Annotated in this window: 14 protein-coding genes; 10 read left to right on the top strand and 4 right to left on the bottom strand. The window is 63.7% G+C overall.

Annotated elements, in window-relative coordinates:
• The first annotated feature begins 84 nt into the window (after positions 1–84).
• The 8 genes from gspG (at position 85) to BLW71_RS16235 (ending at position 6808) form a co-directional block, all read left to right on the top strand.
• Complete coding sequence (gspG, locus tag BLW71_RS16270) at positions 85–549, top strand: type II secretion system major pseudopilin GspG (protein WP_091797744.1); 465 nt, start codon at positions 85–87, stop codon at positions 547–549.
• Between the two features lie 105 nt (positions 550–654).
• Positions 655–1209 (top strand): GspH/FimT family pseudopilin, encoded by a 555-nt coding sequence (locus BLW71_RS16265; protein WP_408299724.1) that lies wholly within the window; start codon positions 655–657, stop codon positions 1207–1209.
• A 1-nt stretch (position 1210) separates the two neighbouring features.
• Entirely contained in the window at positions 1211–1627 is a 417-nt protein-coding gene (gene gspI, locus BLW71_RS16260; RefSeq protein ID WP_091797741.1) for a type II secretion system minor pseudopilin GspI, read from the top strand.
• On the top strand, positions 1605–2291 hold the full coding sequence (locus tag BLW71_RS16255; RefSeq protein WP_091797738.1) for a PulJ/GspJ family protein: 687 nt from the start codon (positions 1605–1607) through the stop codon (positions 2289–2291). The genes gspI and BLW71_RS16255 overlap by 23 nt, the downstream gene beginning before the upstream one ends.
• Before the next feature lie 463 nt (positions 2292–2754).
• On the top strand, positions 2755–4038 hold the full coding sequence (gspK, locus tag BLW71_RS16250; protein ID WP_177205048.1) for a type II secretion system minor pseudopilin GspK: 1284 nt from the start codon (positions 2755–2757) through the stop codon (positions 4036–4038).
• Between the two features lie 28 nt (positions 4039–4066).
• On the top strand, positions 4067–5494 hold the full coding sequence (gene gspL, locus BLW71_RS16245; protein ID WP_091797734.1) for a type II secretion system protein GspL: 1428 nt from the start codon (positions 4067–4069) through the stop codon (positions 5492–5494).
• Positions 5491–5994: a type II secretion system protein M gene (locus BLW71_RS16240; RefSeq protein WP_091797731.1), complete on the top strand. Its 504-nt coding sequence runs from the start codon at positions 5491–5493 to the stop codon at positions 5992–5994. Before gspL ends, BLW71_RS16240 begins: the two co-directional genes overlap by 4 nt.
• A gap of 34 nt (positions 5995–6028) precedes the next feature.
• Positions 6029–6808, top strand: a complete 780-nt coding sequence (locus BLW71_RS16235; protein ID WP_091797728.1) for a type II secretion system protein N — start codon at positions 6029–6031, stop codon at positions 6806–6808.
• 19 nt (positions 6809–6827) lie between these two features.
• On the opposite strand, the gene BLW71_RS16230 is transcribed toward BLW71_RS16235, so the two are convergent.
• A complete protein-coding gene (locus BLW71_RS16230) occupies positions 6828–8393 on the bottom strand; it encodes an efflux transporter outer membrane subunit (RefSeq protein WP_091797725.1) in 1566 nt (521 codons plus the stop codon).
• A 190-nt stretch (positions 8394–8583) separates the two neighbouring features.
• Positions 8584–8955 (bottom strand): hypothetical protein, encoded by a 372-nt coding sequence (locus BLW71_RS16225; protein WP_091797721.1) that lies wholly within the window; start codon positions 8953–8955, stop codon positions 8584–8586.
• Positions 8956–9205: 250 nt separating this feature from the next.
• Here BLW71_RS16225 and BLW71_RS16220 point away from each other — a divergent pair, with 250 nt between their 5' ends.
• Positions 9206–9748, top strand: coding sequence for a MarR family winged helix-turn-helix transcriptional regulator (locus BLW71_RS16220; protein ID WP_091797718.1), 543 nt, complete (start codon positions 9206–9208; stop codon positions 9746–9748).
• Positions 9749–9884: 136 nt separating this feature from the next.
• A complete protein-coding gene (locus BLW71_RS16215) occupies positions 9885–11447 on the top strand; it encodes a DHA2 family efflux MFS transporter permease subunit (RefSeq protein ID WP_091797715.1) in 1563 nt (520 codons plus the stop codon).
• Between the two features lie 96 nt (positions 11448–11543).
• On the opposite strand, the gene BLW71_RS16210 is transcribed toward BLW71_RS16215, so the two are convergent.
• Positions 11544–12023, bottom strand: coding sequence for a hypothetical protein (locus BLW71_RS16210; protein ID WP_091797711.1), 480 nt, complete (start codon positions 12021–12023; stop codon positions 11544–11546).
• 211 nt (positions 12024–12234) lie between these two features.
• Entirely contained in the window at positions 12235–13851 is a 1617-nt protein-coding gene (gene gshA, locus BLW71_RS16205) for a glutamate--cysteine ligase (protein ID WP_091800927.1), read from the bottom strand.
• Between the last annotated feature and the right edge of the window lie 159 nt (positions 13852–14010).

The following is a 14010-nucleotide window of genomic DNA, read 5'->3' as shown; positions in this document are numbered from 1 at the left end:
GCCGGACGTGTTCAATGGCACCCTGTTCGCTGAACGATAAATTCCGCCCAGTCGAAAATTTCACCTGAAAAGAGGTAGCAAGCTATGCAACTGTCGACCACTCGCCGTCATGAAATCGCGGGTCCGCGCAGCCGACGTCAGCGCGGTTTTACGCTGATCGAAATCATGGTCGTGATCGCGATTCTGGGCATTCTGGCCGCGTTGATCGTGCCAAAAATCATGAGCCGTCCCGACGAGGCGCGGCGTGTGGCCGCCAAGCAGGACATCGGAACGGTCATGCAGGCGCTCAAGCTCTATCGTCTCGACAACGGCCGTTATCCGACGCAGGAGCAAGGTCTGCGCGCGCTGATCGAAAAGCCGAGCACGGACCCCGTGCCGAACAACTGGAAGGACGGCGGCTATCTCGAACGTCTGCCGAACGATCCGTGGGGCAATGCCTATCAATATCTGAATCCGGGTGTGCACGGCGAGATCGACGTGTTCAGCTATGGCGCGGACGGCAAGGCGGGCGGCGAAGGCAACGATGCCGACGTCGGCTCGTGGCAGTAGGCAGTTAAGGAGATGATTCTTACGCGCTCTTCGATGTGTTGTCGTTTGATTGTGAGCTGATCGTTCGTGGCCGGCACTATACGATTGTCCGCTTGCAAGTCCTGCGTGGACACTCCGTGTACGGCTTCGTTGCCGCGCGCGGCGTGTGCCCGCGCGCGCCTTCATCGCGTGTCGTGCTCACGTGACGCGAGCGCGCGCGCCGGCCGGCAACGCGCGGCGGGTTTCACGCTGCTGGAAATGCTGGTGGTGCTGGTGATTGCGGGCCTGCTGGTGTCCTTGACCGCGTTGACGGTCACGCGCAATCCACGCACCGATCTGAACGAGGAAGCGCAGCGTCTCGCGCTGCTGTTCGAATCGGCCGGCGACGAAGCGCAGGTGCGCGCGCGGCCGATTGCCTGGCAACCGGTTGAAGGCGGCTTCCGTTTCGACCTGCGCACCGAAGACGGCTGGCGTCCGTTGCGTGACGATCTGCTTGGGCCGCGTCGCTGGGAAGGCGGCGTAACGGGCGTGAGCATCGACTATCCGGGTTCGGATACGCAGCCGAGCCGAATTGTGTTCGGTACCGAGGCGATCGACGTGCCCGTGCGGATCACGCTGTTTTCGGCGGCCGGGAGCGCGACGATCGTCGGCACCGGCAATGGCCGCTACGAGGTGCACTGAGATGCGTCGTTGCAGGAGCAGGGTGGCGCGCGAAAAGATCCATGTCGCGCAGCGCGGTTTTACGATGATCGAAGTGCTGGTCGCGCTGGCGATCATCGCGGTGGCGTTGGCGGCGTCGTTGCGCGCGGTGGGGAGTCTCGCGAGCGGCGAGGCCGATCTGCACCGCCGCTTGCTGGCGGGCTGGAGTGCTGACAATACGCTGGCGCAATTGCATCTGGCGCATGCGTGGCCGAACGTAGGCTCGACGAGCTTCGATTGTTCGCAAGGCAACTTGCAGTTGATCTGTACCGAGCATGTGACGGCAACGCCGAATCCGGTGTTTCGTCGTGTGGAAGTGATGGTGACGATGCCGGGCGGCTCCGGCAATCTGGCTCAGATGGTGACGGTGGTCGCGAATGAAAACAACCGTTCGCTCTGAGCGCCGCCGCCTGTCACGCGCGAGGGGCGCGCGCGGCTTCACGCTGATCGAATTGCTGGTGGCGATTGCGATCCTGGCGGTGATTGCCGTGCTGTCGTGGCGCGGGCTCGACCAGATCATTCGCGGCCGGCAGACCATTACGAACGCGATGGAAGACGAGCGCGTCTTCGCGCAGCTGTTCGACCAGATGCGGATCGACGCGCGCCAAGCCGCATCGGATGACGAGGCTGGGCAGCCGGCCGTGTCGGTGTCGGGCAGCGTGTTGCAGATCGTACGGCAGATGAATTTGCCCGGGGCGGCGCCGCGCTTGCAGGTGGTGCGGTATCGGGTGTCTGGTGGGCGTGTGATTCGGTATGCCTCGCCGCCCTTGGGCAATATGGGCGAGTTGCGGCGGGCGCTGCGCGGTAGCGAAGGTGACGGATGGAGTGGTGTGCCCTTGATGGGCGGTGTCGGTTCGATTTCCGCGCAGGTTTATGTGCCGAAAGTGGGTTGGACTACGCAGATGGGCGATGTGCAGAGTGCCATTACGGAGGCGGACAATAATCTGAAAGTGCCCCAGCTGGGGAGTGCGCCGCTGCCGCGGTCGGTGACGGGGTTGCAGGTTAGTGTCGGAGCGACGTCTTTGGCTCGGCCGGTGACTCGGGTTTTTCTCGTCGGAGAGTGAGATGAAGGGTTTTGTTTTTTCTCCGCGGGAAGTGTGGGTCTCGGTGTGGTCTTCGGGTGTTGGCCTTTCCTTGATTTCACGGTGGTCTATTGGCGTTGCCCCTGTGCGGGGCGGCACTCACTTTCTTTGCCGCCGCAAAGAAAGTAAGCAAAGAAAGCGGCTTCACACCGCTAACGTACAAGCGGAGCCCTCGCGCAGCCACGGTAGTGGCGCGATTGACGAACGATCCCTCGCACAGCAAACGACAGTGACCAAGCCGTCATCCGTTCCGGCGGCGCTGCGCGCGCCGAGCGGTTCATCACAAAACCAACGGCCCTTTGCAACTCGTCGCCGTATCTCAAACCATCTTCGGTCCGCTTCCGCTCCCAGCCGAGGCGAAGCCGACGGCACCCGCGAGGGCGAGCTTAACCGATGGTGTTCCCTGCCTGCCGTTCCGGCGAGCACGCAGTGTGAGGCGGGAGGTATGACTGCCTTGTCACGGGCGGGGAGTGTGCGGGATGACGGATTCCAGATGGGCCACTACCGTGACTGTGCGGGGGACCCGCTTAGCATTGGCGGTGTGAAGCGGCTTTCTTTGCCTACTTTCTTTGCCGCGGCAAAGAAAGTAGGTGCCGCCCCGCACAGGGGCAACGCCAATAGACCACTAAGAAAGCAAGGAAAGGCCAACAACAAAAACCAAACCCAACCAACCCAGAAAGGCGTAGCAATCATCAGCGCCCTACTGGTAGTAGCCCTATCCGCCATATTGGTCTCCGGCATGCTCTGGCGCCAACAAGTCCAAATCCGCCGAATAGAAAACCAGCGCCTCCTATCCCAGGCCCAATGGGTAGCCCGCGGCGCGCTAGACTGGACGCGCCTGATCCTCCGCTCGGAGGGCGACACCTCAGCCGGCATCACGTACCTGGGCGGCCTATGGGGCGTCCCCATCGCCAAAACCCGGCTATCCGATTTCCTCGGCCAGATCGGCGAAGTGCGCGCGCAACAAGGCGCAGATACCTATTTATCGGGCTCAATCGAAGACGCCCAGGCGAAATTCAACCTCCGGAATCTGGTCGAGAGCCCCGCCCCCGGCGTCATGCAACTGGACATGAACCAGATCGGCGCCTATCAGCGCCTGCTCGTGTCGCTCGGCCTGAACAGCCAGTTGGCCAAAACCACGGCAATCCAGGTCCGCGCAAGCCTTGCGCAATCGGCCACCCGCTTTCAAACGGTCACGTCCGTGAACGGCACGACAGCGACCCCGCAGGTTCAAGGCGGCGCCACCGGCGGCAGCTTCACCGACAAACCCGGTATCGAAGAAAGCAACGACAGCTCGGCCAACGCGCCGCTGCAAATGACCAGCGTCGACTCGCTACTCGACATTCCAGGCTATACGCCCGAGATGGTCGCGCGCTTGCGCCCGTTCGTCACCGTGTTGCCGACCGTTTCGGCCGTCAACGTGAACACGGCCTCCGCCGAAGTGATCGCGGCGGTCATCCCCGGAATGAGCGTGTCGACGGCGCAAGCCTTCGTCGCGCGCCGGCAGACGGTGTTTTTCCGTAACGCCGGCGACGTACAGCTCGCGTTGCGCGGCGCCGGCGTGCAATCGGTTTCGATCGATCCGAACGAACTCGACGTCAACTCGAATTACTTCCTGATCCACGGCCGCGTGCAGCACGAACGCGCCGAGGTGGACCGCACGACACTCGTCTATCGCGACGCATTGACTCACACTACGCGTATCGTGCGAGTAGAAGACCAACTATGAATAACGCCTTTCCCAGAGAGAGTGGCCTTTGAGCACGCTGATCGTTCTATTGCCGCCGCGTGATCCGGCGGTGCCGTCGCAGGAATGGCAACTGCCGGAGTTGCCGTTCGTGCTGCTCGACAAGTCGGGGCGCACCCAGCGTGCCGGCCGTTCGGCGCTCGCGCTGCTGCCGCGCGCCACCACGACAGTGCTGATGGTCGCCGCGCGCGACCTGCTGATGATGCCCGCCACGCTGCCGCCGCTGCGCGGCCCGCGGCTGCGTCAGGCGTTGCCGAATATCGTCGAGGATCAACTGATCCAGGACCCGCAGACCTGTCACATCGCCGTCGATCCGAAACCGCTCGCGGGCGGCCGGCAGTTGCTGGCGATCATCGACCGCGGCTGGTTCCGGTTTGTCTGCGAATCGTTCGCCAACGCCGGTCACCGCAGCTTGCGCGCGGTGCCGGTCACACGCTGCCTGCCGCAGGCCGCCGCGCTCGATCTCAACGCGCCCGCCGAAGTCGCGGAAATGGTGAATGCCGGTGAGCCCGCCATGGCGGGTTCCGCCAGCGTGGCGACTTCGCTGCCGGGCGTCGCGCCGGTGGTGGCGCCCGGCGTGGCGTCCGTGGTGCCGATGGTGGCTGCCGTGCTCGGCGCCGTGGTGCAGACCGCGCCCGCCCTGCTGCTCGAAGGCGCGGTGGAAAGCGCCGCGAGCAACAGTGTGCCGCGTGTCGAACTGGCGATCGCGCGGGGCGTGCAAGGTGAAGGGCTGGCCGTGCCGGCCAACGCCGTGAACGCGACACTCGGCGCGCTCGCCGGCGCGGCACCGGTCTCGTTGTACATGCTCACCGAATTGCCGGGCAATGAGCCGAGCCTCGCCACGAACAGCCCGGCGCGGCTGGCTGCGTATATCCACGGGGCGAGCCCGTTGCCGTTCGAGCAACTCGCACGGCGAGCGCTGGAGTGCCGCTTCGACCTGTGCCAGTTCGAGTTCGCTTCGCAGCCGTGGCGGCTCGACCGCGCAACGCTGCGGCGTTTGCGCCTGCCGGTGTTGCTCGCGGTCGGCGCGCTGGTGATCGCGATTGTCGGCGCGAACGTGCAGTGGCTGATGCTGGCGCGTCAACGCGACGCGATCAACACGCAAATGACCGAACTGCTGCTCACTACCTTCCCCAAAACGACTGTCGTGCTCGATGCGCCCGACCAGATGGCGCGTCAGTTGCAGCAGTTGCGTATCGCCGCGGGTGAGCTGTCGCCGGACGACTTCCTGGTGCTGGCCGACGGCCTCGCGCGTTCGCTGGCGCCGGTGCCGGTCAACGGCATTGCCGCGCTCGACTATCACGACCGCCGGCTCGACGTGACCTTCAAGCCGGAGGTCAAGCTCGATCCCGACTTTGCGAAGCGCCTCGGCCGTAACGGCCTGAGCGGCGCGATCGACAGCAATACCGGCAAGTGGACCATCAGGAACGGACAATGAAAGCTGAACTCGCACAAACCTGGGCCGGATTCTGGGAGCAGCGCACCGAGCGCGAAAAAAACCTGCTGGTGTGGGGCGGTGGCTTGCTCGCCGTTGTGATCGCGTGGTCGGTGCTGTGGGCGCCCGCGCAGGAAGGGCGCACGCATCTGCGTGAATCGTTGCCGACCTTGCAGCGGCAATTGGCGCAGATGACCGCGCAAGCGAACGAAGCACGGCAGTTGTCGGCGGCGGCTCAGGGCGTCGCGCCCACCGGCGCCGCGCTGAAGGACGCCCTCACCGCTTCGCTCAACGATCATGGCCTCGCGGCGACACAGATTCAGGTGATCGGCAACGCGGTCCAGATCCAGTTGAAGAACGCATCGTTCCCGGCGTGGACGAACTGGGTCGACGACGTGCGCAAGCAGTTCAAGGTGCAGGTTTCGGAGGCGCACGCCACGGCGCTCAAGGAAGACGGTCAGGTGGATCTGACGGCGTCGCTGCAGCCGTCCACCGCGAAATGAATATGCCCGTACCCGTGCCGTCACAGGATCTCGCATGACCTACTGGATGCGGCGCCTGCGCGTCGCGCTTCCCTGGCTGGTGATCGCGGTGCTGTCCGCCGCCGTCGTGATGCTGGCGATGCTGCCGGCCGCCTGGATCACGCCGCAGTTCGCCAAACAGACGCGCGGCCACGTGAATCTCGTCAATCCGGCCGGTTCGCTGTGGCACGGCTCGGCCACGCTGATGCTGGCCGCGGGCTCCGACATGAGCGCGGCGACCCTGTTGTCTGGGCGGATCGAATGGCACACGGCGTTCTGGCCGCTCTTTACCGGCCGGGTGCGCATGACCATGCGGCATAGCGAAGCGATGCCGGAACCGATCACGGTCGACGCCACACCGCGCACCGCGACCGTCACGCCGGGCACGATCGCCGTGCCGGCTTCACTGCTGAGCGGCCTCGGCGCGCCCTTCAATACACTCGATCTGCAGGGCAATGTGCAACTGTCGTGGTCCGATTGGCGCAGCTTCAACCGCGAAGCGTTCGGGCAGCTGACCGTCACGCTGACCGACGTCAGTTCGCGTGTTTCGCTGGTCAAGCCGCTTGGCTCGTACCGGGTGCTGTTTCAGGCACAAGGCGAATCGTCCACGCTCGATCTGACGACCACCAAGGGCCCGTTGATGCTGACCGGCAACGGCACGGTCTCGGCTGCGGCCACGTCGTTTCATGGGACGGCCAGCGCCGCGCCGGAGGCACGCGACACGCTCGCCGGATTGCTGAATCTGCTGGGGCGGCCGAGCGGCCCAGACACGGTGACGTTGACGTTCATGCACTGAGGCGCGCTGCGCGGCGCTGCTACTCGTTGTGCATCTGCGCCGGCGCTGCCGACCCGCTTTGCGCTACCGGCGTGGCCGATGATGCGGGCGCCGGCGCTGCCACATCGCCCGTTTCGCGATTCATTTGCGACACGTCCCAGCCGCCGCCCAGCGCCTTCACCAGACCCACGGACGACACCATCCGCTGCCCGGCGATGCTCTCCAGTTTCTGCTCGGCCGTGAAGGCGGTGGTTTGCGCCGTCAGCACATTGACGTAGCCGACCGTACCCGCCTTGTACTCGTTCGTGACGATGGCGAGCGCCTGACGCGCCGAGTCCACCGCTTGCTGCTGCACGACGATTTCCTGTTCGAGGATGCGCTGCGACGCGAGATTGTCCTCGACGTCCTGAAACGCGGCCAGCACCGTTTGACGGTAGCTCGCGACATCGCCGTCGTACGCGGCGCGAGCGGCTTCGGTCTTGGCCTGGCGCAGACCGGCGTCGAACAGCGTTGCGGCGAGTTGCGGGCCAAGCGTCCAGAAGCGCGACGGCGCGGTCAGCAATTGCGAGAACACCGAGTTTTCAAAGCCGCCGGAGGCCGACAACGTCAGCGAGGGGAAGAACGCGGCGATGGCGACGCCGATCTGTTCGTTTGCCGCCGCAGCCTTGCGTTCCGCTGAGGCGATGTCCGGCCGCCGTTCGAGCAGCGCGGACGGCATCTGCGCCGGCACGGCAGGGGGCGTGGCGGTGAGCGGCATCGGCGGAATCGAGAAGGTGGACGCCGGTTCGCCGACCAGCACGGCGATCGCGTGTTCGTCCTGGGCGCGCTGGACGCCGTTGTCGATCGCGGCCGCCTGCGCCGACTGCAGTTGCGTTTGCGCCTGAATCACGTCGGAGCGTGCGGCGACCCCGGCCGCGTACTGGTTTTGCGTGAGTTGCAGCGAGCGCTGGTAGGCCGCGACGGTGTCGTCGAGCAATTTTTGAGTCGAGTCGAGCGAGCGCAGCGAGAAATAGGTTTGCGCGAGCGTGGCCTGGGCAGACAGCCGCGCGTTGGCCAGGTCCGCCGCAGCGCCTTGCTGGCCGGCTTTCTGCGAGTTGACCGAGCGCGTGACCGAACCCCACAGATCCGGCTCCCAGCTTGCGTCGAGCTGCACGTTGAAACTATTGCCGATGCCGGAGCGGCTTGTCGCGGTTGTCGAGTTGCCGCCGGACGACGACCCATTGCCCGAACGCGTAGCGCCCGCCGACGCGCTGATGGTCGGGAAATACGCTGCACGCGCCTCGCCAACCAGCGCGCGCGCCTGCCGGTAGGCGGCGGCGTATTGAGCCACGGTCTGGTTCGCGGTGTTCAGCCGGTCTTCGAGTGCGTTGAGTTGCGGGTCCTGGTAAATGGTCCACCAGTCGCCGCGATCGTGCTGATCGGCCGGTTCGGCGACTTTCCAGCCTGGAGCCGCTTCCTTGTACGACGCTGGAATGTCGGCGGCGGGCCGGCGGTAATCGGGGCCGACCACACAAGCGGACAGCAGGCCGGCGAGCGCCGCAGCCACGGCAATAGTCAGGGCGCGAGGCGCAAGCGTCCGCGCGCGCGAGATTCGATCAGACTGCATGCAATGAATTCCTTCTGGACGCCGCGGTGCGGCCTATCGCGGCACCGCCCGCCGGGCGAGATCTTGGTCTGCCGGAATGTTAGCGTATGAGCCCGCTGGGTCGCGGGAAACTGAAAGGGTAATGCGAGGAGGGAGGCAGGTGTGTTACTGAGGGTGTCGCGATGGTTACGCGCCGTTACCGGCCTGGCCGTTAAACCCGCGAGTCCGTCGATTTGGCTTGCCGGAGCAGCTTGCCGGCCGCGGCCCGGCACGGCGCGTCGCCGCGCGCCTGGCAGGCGCCGCCCGGACCGGCGTGCTTTTCCGCAGCGGTGACCGCCGCGGCGTTGTTCGACGTGAGACGCGACGCCGCCGCCGGTTCGACCTTCGCCCCTGTGACGCCCTTCTGTCCCCGCCGATGTTCGACCCATGCGAGCACCGCCACGCCTACCGATCCCCCGGGCAGCACGAACAGCAGAGCGAACAACGCGAGTTTCCACCAGCGGTGCGGCCCTTGAAAGGTGTTCAGTGCGGAATCGGTCAGGGAGCGGCTCAGGCCGCCAAGCGTGTTTTTGAGGTACAGCATTGGGAAAATCCTTTTCGCACGTCGCTCGCGGCGTGCCGTCAATCGGTCAGAACATGGTCTCGGGTGGCGCGGGTCGCGCGTAACTCGTTGCCTGTAATAATATTGACTATGCAATTAAATTTCAAGATACTTTGATGCGCAAGCATCGGTCGTGTTGTTTTTCCGCCGTTCGCGCTACGCGAAATCCAGTTTGACTTGTCTGCTTAGGCAGCTAAAATCCGTTTTGCTCGATGATGTTCCCGGATACACGATGACTGACGGTCCCTACAAGGCAGACGAGATTCACCTCGAATCGAGTCTTGGTTACTACCTGACGAAAGCTCGAAACGTGCTGGTCGAGCGGACCGACCGTGCGGTCAAACCGTTGGGGCTGACCACCCAGCAGATCGGCGTCATCCTGATGCTGTCGTCGCGGCGAGCGAGCACGCCGTTCGAGCTGTCGCGCGCCATGTCTTACGACAGCGGATCGATGACGCGTCTACTCGATCGCCTTGAAAAGAAAGGTTTTATTGTGCGCACGCGCAGTGAAACCGACCGCCGGATGGTGGAGCTGGAGTTGACGCCGCAAGGCCATGAAGCCGCGCGGCAACTGCCAGGCTTGGGCGCGGCGGTGCTGAACGAGCAATTGCGAGGATTTTCCGCCGCCGACCATGCCACCCTGATCGACCTGCTCGGCCGTTTCATTGCGAACGGCATCGACGCGGGGAGCAGTGTGGGATGCGGCTTGGGGCCCCACCAGGAATCGCAGGACGAATTACCCGAAGAGTCGCCGCCGGAACACGGCGAACGCTAACCAAGACACGCTTTTCACGAGCGTCACCGTATGAAGATGTCTGTCTGGGCAGAGAATGATCCGGCATGTAAGCGCACTGTATGCATCGCGCAATAAAGATGCCGTGACAAGCTTTCCCAGTTGAGGAGAAGATTTTATGGACGCCACGGCTTCCGCCGCTGCCCTACCCGCCGCCGAACCCGCCCCGCTCAAAGGCGGCGCTTTGGCCCTGCTTACAGTCGGCCTCGCGCTCGGCACGTTCATGGAGGTGCTCGACACGTCGATTGCGAACGTGGCGGTGCCGACTATTTCCGGCAGCCTCGGCGTGGCGACCAGTCAGGGCACCTGGGTGATCTCGTCGTATTCCGTCGCCTCGGCGATCGCAGTGCCGCTCACAGGCTGGCTGGCGCGCCGGGTCGGCGAAGTGAAGCTTTTCACGCTGTCCGTGCTGCTTTTCACGATTGCCTCGGCGCTGTGCGGCTTCGCGCAAAATTTCGAATCGCTGATCGCATTCCGGCTGGTGCAGGGGCTCGTCTCCGGACCGATGGTTCCGCTTTCGCAGACCATTCTGATGCGCTCGTATCCGCCGGAAAAGCGCGGACTCGCGCTGGGTCTCTGGGCGATGACGGTGATTTGCGCGCCGATCTTCGGGCCCGTGATGGGCGGCTATATCACCGACAACTACACGTGGCCGTGGATCTTCTACATCAACGTGCCGATCGGGTTGTTCTCGGCGGTGTGCGCGTTTCTGTTGTTGCGCGGCCGTGAGACTAAGACCACGAAACAGCGCATCGACGCGGTCGGCCTCGCGCTGCTCGTGATCGGCGTGTCGTGCCTGCAGATGATGCTCGACCTCGGCAAAGATCGCGACTGGTTCAATTCGACATTTATCGTCGCTCTGGCGGTGGTCGCAGTGGTATCGCTTGCCTTCATGCTGGTCTGGGAGATGACGGAGAAAGAACCCGTCGTGGATCTTTCGCTGTTCAGGGATCGCAACTTCGCGCTCGGCGTGCTGATCATCTCGTTCGGGTTCATGGCCTTCTTCGGCTCGGTGGTGATCTTCCCGCTCTGGCTGCAGACCGTGATGGGTTATACCGCCGGGCTAGCGGGGCTGGCGACCGCGCCGGTGGGTCTGCTCGCGCTGTTTTTGTCGCCGATGATCGGCAAGAACATGCACCGGTTGAACCTGCGCGTGGTGGCGAGTTTTGCGTTCATCGTGTTCGCGTTCGTCTCGTTCTGGAATTCCACGTTCACGCTCGACGTGCCGTTCAATCACGTGATCTGGCCACGGCTCGTGCAAGGGATCGGCGTTGCCTGCTTCTTTGTGCCGATGACCACCATCACGCTTTCCAGCGTGCCGGATGAGCGGCTCGCGAGTGCGTCCGGCCTGTCCAATTTTTTCCGGACCTTGTCGGGCGCGATTGGCACGGCGATCAGTACGACGTACTGGGAGAACGACACGATCTACCATCACGCCATGTTGACCGATTCCGTCAACGTGTATGCCGCGAACACCAATGCTTATACCAATGCATTGGCCGGCATTGGCCTGTCTGGTGACAGCATCACCGCGCAGTTGAATCAGGTGGTGACCGCCCAGGCTTATATGATGGCCACCAATGATTTTTTCCGTATTTCGTGCGCGGCTTTTCTCGTGCTCGCGGTGCTGGTCTGGATCACCAAGCCGCGCAAGGGCGTTGGGCCTTCAATGGGACATTGAGGCTTGGGACATTGAGGCTCGACGATGATCCGTTGAGCGGACGCGCGCCGAAGCGACACTTTTCTTGGGCCACTCTGCGCGCGCTTTTAGCACTTTCTATTGCGTGACGGCTTCGCCGTTCGTTGCCGGGTTCGATTGACCCTGCAAAGCATCCGGATGCAGCGTTGAAGGCTCCTGGGGTTTGGCGCCATCTGCGACGCCTCGCACGTATTGCTTGAAGTCGGCGCCGGCTTCCCACGGGTTCGGCTTGCAACCCATCGAGCCATCGCAGTGCGCGGCAAAGCCGATCGTCGCAGTGCCGTCTGGGTTCGCCGCGCGCGTGATCTGATACGCCAACGCGCGCTTGCCGCCATCGGGTCCGGCGGTCTGAATCAACGTGTCGGTGGAGGACTCGATCTTGTACTTCGAATGGCTCGCCACCCACGCTTGCGCGCGCTGCCACCAGACATCGCATTGCGCTTTGTTCGAACACGTCAACGGCGTTGTCGCGATCTGCATGACGTCCGGATCGACCTGCCCCTGCGTCGAACATCCCGCCGCCGCTACGCACAGCATGGCCAACAGACTTTTTTTCATCGCGTTGCATCCTCCCTCTGTGGTGCGCGTCATGTCAGTTTGGACCACCGGGTCGGTACGGTGTTTCATCTGGATCAGAGAATCGTCACAACGCGCGGAGAAATTGCCGATGGCTTTCTACGCGGCATGGCGCATCGCGTAGACGTTACCTGCGCAGAAAAAAAGCGGTCATTGCTGACCGCTTTTTTGTCACCTCACCAGCACGCGTTGTTCAGACGCTGAACCGGTTCAACGTGTACGCCCGATAAGCCGCGACGAACGCGTCGAACGAGCCGACTTCTTCCTGTTCGAGTTTGGCCTGTTCAGCCAGCGACTTCGCAGCGAGATCGGTGAATGCCCTGGTTTGCTCCGCATCCAGCGGACGCGCGCGGAAATACGCGGCGTGTGCTTCGCTTTGCGCGAGGCCGAAGGCGAGGAAGCTCTGCTGCTTCTCGCGCATGGTTTGCAGCACGCGCGCCGACGGCGTTAGCGAGACATCCGCCAGCTTCGCGCGTTGAACCGCGACGGCGCGCGCATGCGCGTCGCCGCCATGCAACGCGTCGAGCGTGGCGGCCGCGGCGTCGATCTTGATGAGGAGTTCGTTCGCCCAATCCGTCATCGCGATCGGGCGGCCGTCGCGAGTCAACTCGAGGCCGGGCTTGCGACCTTCCATCGTCACGCGGCCGAAATTCTGGTTGGCTTCGGCATAGGCGTCAGGCGGCAACAGCGCGCTGTCGTCGAGTGCGCAGACCAGCAGGTACGCATCGAGAAAGCGCGACGTCTCCAGCGAAATGCCGGTCGGCTCGAACGGATCGATGTCCATGCAACGAACTTCCACGTACTGCACGCCGCGTGCGGCCAGCGCGTGCAGCGGACGTTCGCCCGGATACGTGATGCGCTTTGGACGGATTGTCGAGTAAAACTCGTTTTCGATCTGCAGCACGTTCGTGTTGATCTGCACCCACTCGCCATCGCGCTGTGTACCGATCGCTTCGTACGCCGGATACGGCTGGCTCACAGCCTTCGCAAGCGCGTCGAGGTAGCCCGGCAGCGTGTCGTAATCCGCGTGCAGCGCGGCTTGCGCCGTGGTGTTCGAATAGCCGAGGTCGCTCATGCGCAGGCTGGTCGCGTACGGACGATAGAGCGTGTCGGCGTCGAGCGTGTCGAGCGTATGTTGGCGATCGCGCAGGAAACGGCGATCCAGTGCCGGCGAAGCGCCGAACAGATACATCAGCAGCCAGTTGGTGCGGCGGAAATTGCGGATCAGCGCGAGATAGCGGTCGGACTGGAAGTCCACGGCGTTCGCGGTGGATTGCTGATCGGCATGCAGCAGCCGCCACACTTCTTCGTTCAGCGAATAGTTGTAGTGGATGCCCGCAATGCACTGCATCGTGCGGCCGTAACGCAGCGCGAGACCGATCCGGTACACGTACTTCAGTTTGCCGATATTCGAACTGCCGTAGTGCGCGATCGGAATGCCTTCGTCGGTGTCGGGCAGCAGACCCGGCATGGAGTTGTTCCACAAGATCTCGTCGCCGAGTTCCGCGTAGACAAAACGATGCAGCGTGTCGAGCTTCTCCAGCGTGATCGCGACGTCGCGCTCAGCCGGCGTGATCAGTTCGAGCAGCGCTTCGGAATAGTCTGTAGTGAGCGAAGGATGCGTGAGCGCCGAACCGAGCGCCGGTGGATGCGGCGTCAAGGCGAGCTTGCCCTCGTGCGTCACGCGCAGGCTTTCCTTTTCGATGCCGCGCAGGCCGCTTGTCAGCGCGTCGCGCTGCGGGCCTGAGGTCAGCACGGACAGGCGGTGCGAGAGCGCGTCGGTCGTGCGGGAAGGTGTCGTGTTTGGCATTGATGCGAGTCGGGCGTTGTCGGCCGCCATGTGCCGCAGCACTGCGCGGTGGACAACGTTCGGCGGAATTTTCAGTAGCGGGCACTTTAACATCTCGCCACAACGGCTGCTTGAGGCCGCTCCGGCAGGGCATCCGGGCGCGCCGGGCAACCTCTTTTC

It is taken from the genome of Burkholderia sp. WP9 (genome assembly GCF_900104795.1).
Taxonomy (GTDB): domain Bacteria; phylum Pseudomonadota; class Gammaproteobacteria; order Burkholderiales; family Burkholderiaceae; genus Paraburkholderia.
The sequence above is the reverse complement of the archived record's forward strand: the minus strand, read 5'-3'. Positions and strand labels throughout refer to the sequence as shown.

What these genes read in the sequence shown, in the direction of transcription:
- gspG (WP_091797744.1), top strand. Translation starts at nt 85, where the DNA reads ATGCAACTGTCGACCACTCGCCGTCATGAAATCGCGGGTCCGCGCAGC.
- BLW71_RS16220 (WP_091797718.1), top strand. Translation starts at nt 9,206, where the DNA reads ATGACTGACGGTCCCTACAAGGCAGACGAGATTCACCTCGAATCGAGT.
- gspI (WP_091797741.1), top strand. Translation starts at nt 1,211, where the DNA reads ATGCGTCGTTGCAGGAGCAGGGTGGCGCGCGAAAAGATCCATGTCGCG.
- BLW71_RS16225 (WP_091797721.1), bottom strand. Translation starts at nt 8,955, where the DNA reads ATGCTGTACCTCAAAAACACGCTTGGCGGCCTGAGCCGCTCCCTGACC.
- BLW71_RS16210 (WP_091797711.1), bottom strand. Translation starts at nt 12,023, where the DNA reads ATGAAAAAAAGTCTGTTGGCCATGCTGTGCGTAGCGGCGGCGGGATGT.
- BLW71_RS16240 (WP_091797731.1), top strand. Translation starts at nt 5,491, where the DNA reads ATGAAAGCTGAACTCGCACAAACCTGGGCCGGATTCTGGGAGCAGCGC.
- BLW71_RS16230 (WP_091797725.1), bottom strand. Translation starts at nt 8,393, where the DNA reads ATGCAGTCTGATCGAATCTCGCGCGCGCGGACGCTTGCGCCTCGCGCC.
- gshA (WP_091800927.1), bottom strand. Translation starts at nt 13,851, where the DNA reads ATGCCAAACACGACACCTTCCCGCACGACCGACGCGCTCTCGCACCGC.
- BLW71_RS16215 (WP_091797715.1), top strand. Translation starts at nt 9,885, where the DNA reads ATGGACGCCACGGCTTCCGCCGCTGCCCTACCCGCCGCCGAACCCGCC.
- BLW71_RS16255 (WP_091797738.1), top strand. Translation starts at nt 1,605, where the DNA reads ATGAAAACAACCGTTCGCTCTGAGCGCCGCCGCCTGTCACGCGCGAGG.
- gspK (WP_177205048.1), top strand. Translation starts at nt 2,755, where the DNA reads ATGACTGCCTTGTCACGGGCGGGGAGTGTGCGGGATGACGGATTCCAG.
- BLW71_RS16235 (WP_091797728.1), top strand. Translation starts at nt 6,029, where the DNA reads ATGACCTACTGGATGCGGCGCCTGCGCGTCGCGCTTCCCTGGCTGGTG.